Raw genomic sequence first — 11,054 nt, forward strand, 5'->3', positions numbered from 1 at the left:
CCGAGCGCGACGCCATCGAGCAGGCCGCCGGCGGGGTGCGCCCCGGCGACCGCTTGCTGGCGCGCGAACTGGCCGCCAACGAGGCGCACATGCTGGCGCGCGTGACGCAGCTCTGGCACACCCGGCTGCTGCGCTTCACCAAGCTCACCGTGGCCGACGAGATCGAGAACGCGCTGACCTACTACCAGAGCACCTTCCTGCCGGAAATCCCGCGCCTGTACGGCCAGATCGAACAAGCCCTGGACGGCCGCACCGTGGCGCCCTTCCTGCGCATGGGCCAGTGGATCGGAGGCGACCGCGACGGCAACCCCAACGTCACCGCCGACACCCTGCGCCACGCCCTGCAACAGCAGGCTGACGTGGCCCTGCGCCACCTGCTGACCGAGGTGCACCGCCTGGGCGCGGAACTGTCACTGTCGGCCATGCTGCTGCCGGTGCCGCCGGCCATGCAGGCGCTGGCCGAGCGCTCGCCCGACACCAACGCCCACCGCCAGGACGAACCCTACCGCCGCGCGCTCACCGGCGTCTACGCGCGCCTGGCCGCCACCTTGCGCGAATTGACCGGTGGCGAAGCCGCGCGCCACGCCGTGGCCCCGCAAAGCCCCTACGCCAGCGCGGAAGAGCTGCTGGCCGACCTGCACACCATCGAAGGCGCGTTGCAGGCCCAGTGCTGCGAAGCCCTGGCCCAGCACCGCCTCCGGCCCTTGATCCGCACGGTGGAGGTGTTCGGCTTCCACCTCGCCACGGTGGACCTGCGCCAGAGTTCGGACCAGCACGAACTGGCCGTGGCCGATCTGCTGGCCCACGCCCGCCTGGAGCCCGACTACAGCGCCCTGGGCGAAGACGCCAAGCAGCAACTGCTGCTGCGCCTGCTCAACGACGCGCGCCCGTTGCGCGTGCCCGGCGCGGCCTACACCGCCCACACCCTGAGCGAGCTGGCCATCTTCCAGACCGCGCGCGAGCTGCGCGAGCGCTTCGGCGCCGCCTGCATCCGCCACGCCATCATCAGCCACACCGAAACGGTGAGCGACCTGCTGGAAGTGCTGCTGCTGCAAAAGGAAGTGGGCCTGATGCGCGGCACCCTGGACCGCGACGCCGTGGCCGACCTGATCGTGGTGCCGCTGTTCGAGACCATAGAAGACCTGCGCAACGCCGCCGGCATCATGGACGCGTTCTACCGCCTGCCCGGCGTGGCGGCGCTGGTGCTGCGCGGTGGCGCGAACCAGTACCACGAACAGGACGTGATGCTGGGCTATTCGGACAGCAACAAGGACGGTGGCATTTTCACCAGCAACTGGGAGCTGTACCGCGCCGAAACCGCGCTGGTGGCGCTGTTCGACGAACTGTCCCAAGAACTGGGCCAGCCGGTGCAGTTGCGCATGTTCCACGGCCGCGGCGGCACCGTGGGCCGTGGCGGCGGCCCCAGCTACCAGGCCATCCTGGCGCAACCGGCCGGCACCGTGCGCGGCCAGATCCGCCTGACCGAACAGGGCGAGGTCATCGGCTCCAAGTACGCCAACCCCGACATCGGCCGGCGCAACCTGGAAACGCTGGTGGCCGCCACGCTGGAAGCCACGCTGCTGCCCCCGGCCAAGCCGGTGCCGGCCAAGTACCTGACCGCCGCGGCCGAACTGTCGCAGGCCAGCATGGACGCTTACCGCGCCCTGGTCTATGAAACCCCGGGCTTCACCGACTACTTTTTCAGCGCCACGCCCATCCGCGAAATCGCCGAACTCAACATCGGTTCGCGCCCGGCGTCGCGCAAGGCCACGCAGCGCATCGAAGACCTGCGGGCCATCCCCTGGGGCTTCAGCTGGGGCCAGTGCCGCCTGACGCTGCCCGGCTGGTACGGCTTTGGCAGCGCGGTGGCGCAGATGCAGGCCCGCCTGGGCGAGGCCGCGGCGCTCAAGCTGCTGCAGCAGATGCACAAGAAATGGCCTTTCTTCCGCACGCTGCTGTCCAATCTGGACATGGTGCTGGCCAAGAGCGACCTGTCGCTGGGCCGGCGCTACGCCGATCTGGTGCCCGACGCCAAGCTGCGCAAGAAGGTGTTTGCCGCCATCGAGGCCGAGTGGCAGCGCACGCAAGCCGCCCTGACGCTGATCACCGGCGCCGAGGAGCGGCTGGCCCACAACCGGGCGCTGGCGCGCTCCATCGCGCACCGCTTCCCCTACATCGACCCGCTGCACCACCTGCAGGTGGAACTGATCGGCCGCTACCGCGCCGGCAGCACCGCGGAAAAGGTCAAGCGCGGCATCCACATTTCCATCAACGGCATTGCCGCGGGCTTGCGCAACACCGGCTGATCCATCCGCCCCCATGGCGCCCAGGCGCATTTCGGGGGTGGCCGGCTAAAATCGCCGGCTGACCATTTCTGTACTGTTGTTTCCAGGGGATCATCCATGGCGCTCGTTTCCATGCGCGAACTGCTCGACCACGCCGCCGAACACGGCTACGGCATTCCGGCTTTCAACGTCAACAACCTGGAACAGGTGCAGGCCGTGATGGAAGCCGCCAAGGAAGTGGGCGCCCCCGTCATCCTGCAGGCCAGCGCCGGCGCGCGCAAGTACGCGGGCGAACCCTTCATCAAGCACCTGGTGCAGGCCGCCTGCGAGGCCTACCCGCAGATCCCGGTGGTGATGCACCAGGACCACGGCCAGAGCCCGGCGGTGTGCCAGGGCGCCATCGACCTGGGCTTCAGCTCGGTGATGATGGACGGCTCGCTGAAGGAAGACGGCAAGACCCCCGCCAGCTTCGAGTACAACGTGGACGTGACCCGCCGCGTGGTGGAGATGGCCCACCGGGTGGGTGTGTCGGTGGAAGGCGAGCTGGGCTGCCTGGGCAACCTGGAAACCGGCGAAGCCGGCGAGGAAGACGGCATTGGCGCCGAAGGCAAGCTGGACCACAGCCAGATGCTGACCGACCCCGAAGAAGCCGCCGTGTTCGTCAAGGCCACCGGCCTGGACGCACTGGCCATCGCCATCGGCACCAGCCACGGCGCCTACAAGTTCAGCCGCAAGCCCACCGGCGACATCCTGGCCATTTCCCGCGTGAAGGAAATCCACGCCCGCATCCCCAACACCCACCTGGTGATGCACGGTTCGTCCAGCGTGCCGCAGGAGCTGCTGGCGCAGATCAACCAGTACGGCGGCAAGATGAAGGAAACCTACGGCGTGCCGGTGGAAGAGATCCAGGAAGCCATCAAGTTCGGCGTGCGCAAGGTCAACATCGACACCGACATCCGCCTGGCCATGACCGGCGCGGTGCGCAAGTTCCTGGTGGAAAACCCCGACAAGTTCGACGCCCGCGAGTGGCTCAAGCCCGCGCGCGCCGCCGCCCAGGCCATCTGCAAGCAACGCTACCTGGAGTTCGGCTGCGAGGGCCAGGCCGGCAAGATCAAAGGGTACACCCTGACCGAAGTGGCCGCCCAATACGCCCGCGGGGCACTGGCGCAGGTGGTGAACTGAGGCTTGTGAGCCGTATTTTCCGAAATACGGCTCAGCTTTTGAGCCGCATGAACCCAGCCGCCTTCAGGGCGGCTTTTTTACACCGCAGCCAGTCTGAGTTGGCCCACCCGCTGCAAGTCCACGCGCTGACGTGCTTGCCAGAGGTCGTGGGCATCCTGCATGGCCAGCCAGCTTTCGGCTGAACGGCCGATGGCTTTGGACAGCCGCAAGGCCATTTCTGGCGTCACGCGGCTGGTGCCTTTGAGCACGCGGCCCAGCGTGGACGGCGCCACATCCAGTTGCTGTGCGAGTTCGCGTCCGCTGATGCCGTTCGGCTCCAGATAAATGCCGGCGATGAACTCACCGGGGTGGGGCGGGTTGTGCATGCTCATCAATGGTAATCCTCGTAATCCAGCACAAAAGCGTGACCGTCGTGGAACTCAAAGGTCATGCGCCAGTTACCGTTGACCGTGACTGACCAGCGCCCCTGCATCTCGCCCTTGAGCTGGTGCAGGCGAAAACCGGGGATGTCCATGTCCTCTACCGTTTGTGCCGTGTCCAGCGCCGCCAGTTGCAAGCGCAGTCGTTTGGCGTGGCTGGCCTGAACACCTGAGGAGCTCCCCGTTTCGAAAAACCTGCGCAGGCCTTTGTGCCTGAACGATTTGATCATGCACGCCAATGTAGCATGTTGCGCAACGCGCATCAATTGTCGCAACGGATTTCCCTTGCGGGGCACTGGCGCAGGTGGTGAACTGAAGCGTATGAGCCGTATTTTTCGAAATACGGCTCACCTTTTGAGCTGCATGTGCAACAATGCGGCTCATGAACCCCTTCCCGAAGTGGATTTGGCAGCACCCCGACTGGCCCCGGCTGGCGGTGGATGCCCAGCAGGTGGCGCCCGCGCTGGCGCATGCCCACCGTTGCTGCGGTGTCGTGGAAGGCAAAGTGGCCAGCATAGGCCTGGACACCACCCACACCATCGTTCTGAACGCCTTCGCGGATGAGGTGGTCGCGACCGCCGAGATCGAAGGACAACACCTGCCGCTGGAGGCCGTGCGCTCGTCGGTGATGCGGCGCCTGGGACTGGCCGACCAAGGCCCCCACGACCGGCACGTGGAGGGCTTGGTCGCGGTGCTCGGCGACGCCAGCACGGCGTTCGACCAAGCGCTGGATGAGGAACGGCTGTGCCGTTGGCAATCGGCGCTGTTTCCGGGCGGCACCTCGGGCATTCAACGCATTGCGGTCGGTCGCTACCGCGACCACGCCGACCCGATGCAAATCGTCAGTGGCACGCCGGGGCGGGCAGTGGTGCATTACGAAGCGCCCCCCTCCCACCAGGTGCGCGAGCACATGGACCGGTTTCTGGCCTGGTTTGCCGCCACCACGCCCCCCGCGGGCCCAACATCGGTGGATGGCCTCGTCCGAGCCGCCATCGCCCACCTGTGGTTCGAAAGCATCCACCCGTTCGAGGACGGCAATGGCCGAATCGGGCGGGCCATTGTGGACATGGCCCTGGCGCAACACCTGCAACAACCGCAAAGGCTGTGCAGCCTGTCGCGCCAACTGCTGGCCTCGAGAAAGGCGTACCACGACGCCCTGAACCAGGCACAGCGCGGCGGCTGCGACATCACCCAGTGGGTGCAGTGGTTTGCCGGCCAATGGGCCCTGGCCTGCCAGGCCACGAGCGGCGTCATCGATCAGGCCATGCTGAAGCGCCGCTTTTGGGAAACCCATGCCAGCCAGCCCCTGCACGAGCGGCAGCGCAAGGTTTTGCAACGGCTGCTGGACGACGGCGACGGGGGCTTCCTGGGTGGCCTGAACGCCGAGAAGTACATGAAGATGACCGGCGTTTCCAAAGCCACCGCCACCCGCGACCTGACGCAAATGGTCAGCGCCGGGCAACTGCGCAGCCACGGAACAGGCAAAGCGGTGCGTTACTGCATCAACGTGCCGGAGTGGACGCACGGGGTGACTTGATCGCTCGGGGACCGGCCAAGAACACGGCGCAGCTGCACACGCTGTTTGCCCTGAGCCATCTGTGGATGGCACGGCGCCGGCTTTTGCAGGGGTTGCAGATCGACTCCGAGGCCACAACACCGGGCACTTGAACAGCATCCCTAATCGAGTGCACGCCCTTCGCCTTGTTCCTCTGCTGTTTGACCATCACGGATGTGGTAAATGCGCTTGAAGGTGGGGATGATTTTCTCGTCGTGGGTCACGACGATGATGGCGGTCTGTGCTTGGCGCGCCATGTTGTTGAGGATGCGCACCACGGCCAGTGCGCGTTCGCTGTCCAGCGGCGCCGTGGGCTCGTCGGCCAGAATCACCGGCGGTTTGTTGGCCAGCGCCCGGGCGATTGACACCCGTTGCTGCTCGCCACCGGAGAGCTGCGCGGGCTCGGCCTTGGCGCGGTGCGCCACATCCAGCGCGTTCAGCAATTCCAGCGCGCGTTGCCGGGCCTGGGCATTGGGCACACCCGCCAGCATGGGCAGCAGGGCCACGTTGTCGGTCACGTCCAGGAACGGGATCAGGTAGGGCGCCTGAAACACAAAGCCGATCCGGTCGCGGCGCAAGGCGCGCAGGTCAGGCGTTTTCCAGCCATCGTCGTAAATGACTTCGTTGCCCAGTGTCATGCGACCGGACGTGGGTTCAATGATCGCGCCCAGACACTTGAGCAAAGTGCTTTTGCCGGAACCAGACGGCCCCACCAGCCCGACCACTTCGCCGGGCGCGACTTGCATGTTGACATTCTTGAGCGCCTCGACGGCCGTGTCGCCATGGCCGTAGACCTTGCGCAGGTTTTCGATGCGAATGCCACCGGCTTGCTTGATCATTTCAGGGTCCTCAACCGATGGCTTGCGCCGGATCGACACGCAAGGCGACACGGATCGCCAGCGTGCTGGCCAGCGCGCAAATGAGCATGGTGGCGCCGAAGCCAACCACCGCATCTTGCGTTAGCAAGAGCACGAACTTGGGAAACACCGGTGCCCAGATCGTCGCGGCCACCTTGCCCACCACAAAGCCCATCACACCCAGGCCCAGCGCCTGCTGCAAGATCATCGCCGCGATGGTGAGGTTGCGGGTGCCGATCAGTTTGAGTACCGCGATCTCTCGGATCTTGCCTAGCGTCATGGTGTAGATGATGAAGGCCACAATCGCCGCGCTCACCACAGCCAGAATGGCCAAAAACATGCCAATCTGTTTGGCCGATGTGGCGATCAATTTATCGACCAGGATGTTCTCCATATGCGCACGGGTGAACACGGTCAGGTGCTTCCAGCGTTGGATCGGCTCGGCCACACGCTCAGCGCTCCAGCCATTGGCCACGCGCACCAGCACGGCGTTGACGTTGCGGCTGCTGGTCTGCAAGCCCTGCACCGCATCGAGCAGGCCCGGCACCGCCGGCCGGTTGAAGGCCGGATTGGCGGCTGTGCGCACGCGGTCGTTCACGATGGCGTCGTTGTCCTTGAGAAACTGCGCTTCCTGCGCGTCCTTGATGGGGATGAAGACCATCGGGTCGCCACCAGACGACACCATGCGGCGGGTCAGGCCCACCACCTCGTAGGTGTGGCGCCGGATTTCCACCCGGTCCCCCAGCGAGAGTCCGGTCTTGACGTCGGCCACCGCCTCGTAATGGCTGCGCGCGAGGTGCCTGCCCGCCAGCAAATGGCCGGGCTGCCCGGGCAAGCCGGCGACGCCCGGCTCGATCCCGACCACCATGGCCCGGGCCTCTTTGCCCCCCACCGCCCTGACCTGCATGGTGAAGTAGGTGATGTTGGCCGCCATGGCCACGCCGGGCATGCCGGCGATGCTGCGCACCACATCGCCCTTGAGGCTGGACGATTCGGCATACGGCCCCTGCGTGTCCTTTTGCACCACCCAGAGGTCGGCGCCGCTGTTGTTCAACAAGGCTTGGGCATCGTCGACCATGCCGCGGAACACGCCGGCCATGGTCAACGTCACCCCGATGAGCAAACCCAGGCCCAGCCCGGTGAGCACGAACTTGGCCCAGCTGTGCTGGATGTCGCGCGCCGCCAGGCTGATCATGGCTGCGCCTTTTTGACCAGCGCGTCCACCACCTTGAAGCGGGCCCCGGTCGACAGCGGCTTGTCGCTGTACACCACCACCGTGTCGCCCGAAGCCAGTCCGCTCAGGGCCTGCACGCGGCCGTCCAGACTGGACACCCCCCACTGCACGGAAACAAAGTCCAACGCGCCGTCTTTCAGACGCCACACGCCTGTTCGGCCCTGGTGCGTTTGCACACTGGCCTGCAGCACCACAGGAGCCTGCTCAGTCGGTTGCAGTTTGAGCGTGACCTCGGCCATCTCACCGATCGACAGCGATGCAGGCATTTGATCGAACGTCACTTGTGCGATGCGCTCCTCGGTCACTGCATCGGCCTGCAACTCCACCCGTTCCACCTTGCCGGCCAGCACCGACTGCGGACGCGAGCGCAACACGATCTGGGCAGGCAAGCCGACCGCCAGCCCGCTTGAACGGGCCTGGTCCACCCGAAGTTTGACCCAGAGGCTCCCAGGGTTGGCCAGTCTAATCACGGCCTGGCCAGCCACCACCGTGCTGCCCGGTTCGGCATCTCGGCTGGTGACGACCGCATCGGCCGGGGCGATCAGTCGGGTGTTTTGCCTCTGTTGCTCGGCGGCAGCACGCTCGGCCTGCAGGCGTTGGGCGTCCTGTTGGGTCGCCTGCAAGTTGGCACGCGCAGCCTGGTATGCCGCCTCTGCAGACTGCAACTCCTGCTCGCGTCCCTCCAGGGCTGACGGGCTGATGAAGTTCTGCCGGGCCAGTTCCTTTTGCCGGTTCAGGTTCGTTGTGGCCAGCCCGCGCCGGGCTTGGGCATCCGCCAGTTGTGCCTGGGCTGCCGTCTGGACACTGACCGCCTTGGACAGCGCGGCATCCTGCGCCTGCAGGCGTTGGTCCAGGTCCACCGGGTCCATCTCGGCCAGCAACTGCCCCGCCTTGACCGCCTGCCCCACATCGACATGCACGCGCAACACGCGCCCCGCCACCGTCGGCCCCATCAGCCAGCTCTGGCGTGCTTCCACACTGCCAATGCCGAACACCGAAGGCGTCAGGTTTTCGCTCTTGACTTGTGTCACCGTGACTTGGGTCGGGGCAAGTGGCCCCATGCGAGTCGCCACGAATCCCAGAGCCACGACCACGATCGCTGCACCGGTGGCGACCAAGACCTGCCGCTTGTTGATGTTGGAGAGTGTCATCGGCACTTCTTTCGTCAGGTTTTGGGCTTTGGCAACAGGCCTGCCTCGTAGATGTTGAACACGGCTTTGCCCTGGCGTGCCAGGCCCTGGAGGTTGCCCGTGACCAGAGACTGCATGACCAGACCCTGAACCGCGCCCATGAAGAGGACCACGGCCGATCGGAGATCCACATCATTTGCCAGCAAGCGCTCCTCACGGGCCTGGTCCAGCAGTTGGGCCACCAGCGTCCGGTAATCGGCCATCAGTTGCTGCACCCTGCCCTTGAGCGGTGTGGGCTTGGCATGCTGCAACTCCTGAAAGACAAGACGGGGAACGCCCGGGTACTGCTCCACAAAACCGATGTGGGCCATGAACACGGCACGCAGGGCCTGCAAGGCATTGGTCTGCCGCGCTTGTGCCGCTTGTTCCAACCGCTCCATCAACGACTGGTGCGCCCAATCAAGAACCGCCAGCCAGATGGCCTCCTTGTTGTCGAAATGCCTGAATACACCACCCTGGGTGATGCCGATGGCCAAGGCCAGGTCACCCGTGGTGATTTCGGCCGGGCTGCGCTGAGCGGCCAATCCCAGGGCCGCCTGGACCAGTTCTGCCTGGCGGTCTTCGGTTTTGAGCTTGATCCGTGTGTTGGCAACCATAAAATAAGTAATTGATTAATTACTTTATCATGATTTCCAATGCGCTGAAAAGGGGGCCGCAGGGCGGTACCCGCTCATGGCCGCCCGGGCAAGGTGTTGCGTCCCCTGCACCGCAAGGGCAACTGAGTCTGTCTGGGTGGTGCAGGAATACCTGAGGCCGCGGGCTTGCGCGATAATGGAAGTTTGCCCTGGACCCCTGCGCCCGCACCATGACCTCTGCCCTGCACACCTCTGCCCTGACCTCTCTGCCCCTGCTGGCGCGCGGCAAGGTGCGCGACAACTACGCCGTGGGCGACGACCGCATCCTGATGGTGGCATCCGACCGCATCAGCGCCTTCGACGTGATCATGGGCGAGCCCATTCCCGGCAAGGGCGAACTGCTCACCCGCCTGAGCCTGTTCTGGTTCGACCTGCTCGGGCCCAAGGGCCAGGCCATCTGCCCCATCCACCTGACCGGCGACGACCCCGAAAGCGTGGTGAGCGACGCGGAAAAACCGCTGGTGCGTGGCCGCAGCATGCTGGTCCAGCGCCTCAAACCCATTCCGGTGGAGGCGGTGGTGCGCGGCTACCTGGCCGGCAGCGGCTGGAAGGAATACCAGGAGAGCCGCAGCGTCTGCGGCGTGCCCCTGCCCGAAGGCCTGCAGAACGCCAGCAAGCTGCCCGCCCCCATCTACACCCCCGCCGCCAAGGCCGAGGTGGGCGAGCACGACGAGAACATCACCTTCGAGAAAACCGTGGAAATGATCGGCCCCGAGCTGGCCGCGCAGATCCGCGACATCTCCATCCGTCTCTACCTGGCCGCGGCCGAATTCGCCGCGACCAAGGGCATCATCATCGCCGACACCAAGTTCGAGTTCGGGCTGGACCGCGACGGCACCCTGGTGCTGATGGACGAGGTGCTGACGCCCGACAGCTCGCGCTACTGGCCGGCCGACAGCTACCAGGAAGGCCGCAACCCGCCCAGCTTCGACAAGCAGTTCCTGCGCGACTGGCTGGAAACCGCCCAGGTGGACGGCCGCCTGTGGAACAAAACCGCGCCGGCCCCGCGCCTGCCGCGCGAGGTGATCGAGCAGACCGCCGCCAAGTACCAGGAAGCGCTGACGCGTCTGCTGGGCTGACCACCGTCCACGGCCCATGCCACTGACGTTCCGGCAACGCCGCCTCACCACCTGGCTGGCCCTGTGGCTGGTGGTGGTGGGCGCCTTGCTGCCGTCGCTTTCCCAGGCCGCGCTGCGCCTGCACGGCCCGGCCGACTGGATCGAGGTCTGCACCAGCACGGGCATGGCCTGGGTACAAGCCGACCCGGACGCCGCCGAACCGGCCGACCAGGGCACCGGCCTGTCCTGCCCCTGGTGCACGGCCCCGGGCTGGGGCCACGCGCTGCCGCCCAGCCCGCCCCTGGCCACCGCCCTGGCCCCGGTGCACTTCCGTGAGCGCCCGCCGGCCTACGCGCGCGGCGCCCACACCGACCACGTCTGGCGCACGGCCCAGGCCCGCGCCCCCCCAGCCCACGCCTGAGGCCGGTGGTCACCTTCCTGCCCTTCCGCATGGGCGGGGCCATCCTGGCGCTGACCTCGCTGGATTTTCTCGGTCTGGGCGTGCCGCCCGGTACCCCTTCGCTCGGAGAGCTGTTGAGCCAGGGCAAGAACAACATCGACGCGTGGTGGATCTCGCTGTCCACCTTTGCGGTGCTGGTGCTGACCCTGTTGCTGCTGACCTTCATGGGCGACGCCCTG

At 66.2% G+C, this 11,054-nt stretch carries 11 protein-coding genes and 1 pseudogene; 6 read left to right on the plus strand and 6 right to left on the minus strand.

Translation table 11 applies throughout. The features are described 5' to 3' along the window. The coding region (gene ppc, locus CON77_RS09195) for a phosphoenolpyruvate carboxylase (protein ID WP_101048861.1) at nucleotides 1-2,306 on the plus strand (2,306 nt) is incomplete at its 5' end. Nucleotides 2,307-2,402: 96 nt separating this feature from the next. Further along, nucleotides 2,403-3,467: a class II fructose-bisphosphate aldolase gene (gene fba / locus CON77_RS09200; protein ID WP_101048862.1), complete on the plus strand. Its 1,065-nt coding sequence runs from the start codon at nucleotides 2,403-2,405 to the stop codon at nucleotides 3,465-3,467. Nucleotides 3,468-3,544: 77 nt separating this feature from the next. Here the strand turns inward: fba and CON77_RS09205 are convergent, their stop codons facing one another. Both CON77_RS09205 and CON77_RS09210 read right to left on the minus strand, forming a co-directional pair. Beyond that, entirely contained in the window at nucleotides 3,545-3,838 is a 294-nt protein-coding gene (locus tag CON77_RS09205) for a HigA family addiction module antitoxin (RefSeq protein ID WP_101048863.1), read from the minus strand. Then, nucleotides 3,838-4,116, minus strand: a complete 279-nt coding sequence (locus CON77_RS09210) for a type II toxin-antitoxin system RelE/ParE family toxin (protein ID WP_101048864.1) — start codon at nucleotides 4,114-4,116, stop codon at nucleotides 3,838-3,840. The genes CON77_RS09205 and CON77_RS09210 overlap by 1 nt, the downstream gene beginning before the upstream one ends. A 152-nt stretch (nucleotides 4,117-4,268) precedes the next feature. On the opposite strand from CON77_RS09210, the gene CON77_RS15750 reads away from it, so the two are divergent. After that, a complete protein-coding gene (locus CON77_RS15750; RefSeq protein ID WP_304442154.1) occupies nucleotides 4,269-5,423 on the plus strand; it encodes a Fic family protein in 1,155 nt (384 codons plus the stop codon). 140 nt (nucleotides 5,424-5,563) lie between these two features. Here CON77_RS15750 and CON77_RS09220 read toward each other — a convergent pair whose 3' ends face one another. Genes CON77_RS09220 through CON77_RS09235 form a run of 4 tightly spaced genes read right to left on the minus strand, consistent with a single transcriptional unit; the run spans nucleotide 5,564 to nucleotide 9,318 of the window. Next, nucleotides 5,564-6,280, minus strand: coding sequence for an ABC transporter ATP-binding protein (locus tag CON77_RS09220; RefSeq protein WP_101048866.1), 717 nt, complete (start codon nucleotides 6,278-6,280; stop codon nucleotides 5,564-5,566). Nucleotides 6,281-6,290: 10 nt separating this feature from the next. After that, the gene (locus CON77_RS09225) at nucleotides 6,291-7,493 is read right to left on the minus strand and encodes an ABC transporter permease (protein ID WP_101048867.1); all 1,203 of its coding nucleotides are present in this window, start codon (nucleotides 7,491-7,493) and stop codon (nucleotides 6,291-6,293) included. Further along, entirely contained in the window at nucleotides 7,490-8,683 is a 1,194-nt protein-coding gene (locus tag CON77_RS09230) for an efflux RND transporter periplasmic adaptor subunit (RefSeq protein ID WP_101048868.1), read from the minus strand. Before CON77_RS09230 ends, CON77_RS09225 begins: the two co-directional genes overlap by 4 nt. 14 nt (nucleotides 8,684-8,697) lie before the next feature. Beyond that, entirely contained in the window at nucleotides 8,698-9,318 is a 621-nt protein-coding gene (locus CON77_RS09235; protein ID WP_101048869.1) for a TetR/AcrR family transcriptional regulator, read from the minus strand. 209 nt (nucleotides 9,319-9,527) lie between these two features. Here CON77_RS09235 and CON77_RS09240 point away from each other — a divergent pair, with 209 nt between their 5' ends. The 3 genes and pseudogenes from CON77_RS09240 to CON77_RS09250 form a co-directional block, all read left to right on the plus strand. Continuing rightward, nucleotides 9,528-10,436: a phosphoribosylaminoimidazolesuccinocarboxamide synthase gene (locus CON77_RS09240; RefSeq protein WP_101048870.1), complete on the plus strand. Its 909-nt coding sequence runs from the start codon at nucleotides 9,528-9,530 to the stop codon at nucleotides 10,434-10,436. Nucleotides 10,437-10,452: 16 nt separating this feature from the next. Beyond that, complete coding sequence (locus CON77_RS09245) at nucleotides 10,453-10,836, plus strand: DUF2946 family protein (RefSeq protein WP_101048871.1); 384 nt, start codon at nucleotides 10,453-10,455, stop codon at nucleotides 10,834-10,836. Then, nucleotides 10,833-11,054: pseudogene (locus CON77_RS09250) on the plus strand (ABC transporter permease); the annotation flags it as partial. The gene CON77_RS09245 and the pseudogene CON77_RS09250, both read left to right, overlap by 4 nt.

This window comes from Macromonas nakdongensis, assembly GCF_002837145.1.
Taxonomy (GTDB): domain Bacteria; phylum Pseudomonadota; class Gammaproteobacteria; order Burkholderiales; family Burkholderiaceae_C; genus Macromonas_B; species Macromonas_B nakdongensis.

Bases quoted from the DNA above. Each gene is read 5' to 3' on its own strand.
- CON77_RS09220 (WP_101048866.1), bottom strand. From the start codon at position 6,280: ATGATCAAGCAAGCCGGTGGCATTCGCATCGAAAACCTGCGCAAGGTC.
- CON77_RS15750 (WP_304442154.1), top strand. From the start codon at position 4,269: ATGAACCCCTTCCCGAAGTGGATTTGGCAGCACCCCGACTGGCCCCGG.
- fba (WP_101048862.1), top strand. From the start codon at position 2,403: ATGGCGCTCGTTTCCATGCGCGAACTGCTCGACCACGCCGCCGAACAC.
- CON77_RS09225 (WP_101048867.1), bottom strand. From the start codon at position 7,493: ATGATCAGCCTGGCGGCGCGCGACATCCAGCACAGCTGGGCCAAGTTC.
- CON77_RS09235 (WP_101048869.1), bottom strand. From the start codon at position 9,318: ATGGTTGCCAACACACGGATCAAGCTCAAAACCGAAGACCGCCAGGCA.
- CON77_RS09205 (WP_101048863.1), bottom strand. From the start codon at position 3,838: ATGAGCATGCACAACCCGCCCCACCCCGGTGAGTTCATCGCCGGCATT.
- CON77_RS09210 (WP_101048864.1), bottom strand. From the start codon at position 4,116: ATGATCAAATCGTTCAGGCACAAAGGCCTGCGCAGGTTTTTCGAAACG.
- CON77_RS09240 (WP_101048870.1), top strand. From the start codon at position 9,528: ATGACCTCTGCCCTGCACACCTCTGCCCTGACCTCTCTGCCCCTGCTG.
- CON77_RS09230 (WP_101048868.1), bottom strand. From the start codon at position 8,683: ATGACACTCTCCAACATCAACAAGCGGCAGGTCTTGGTCGCCACCGGT.
- CON77_RS09245 (WP_101048871.1), top strand. From the start codon at position 10,453: ATGCCACTGACGTTCCGGCAACGCCGCCTCACCACCTGGCTGGCCCTG.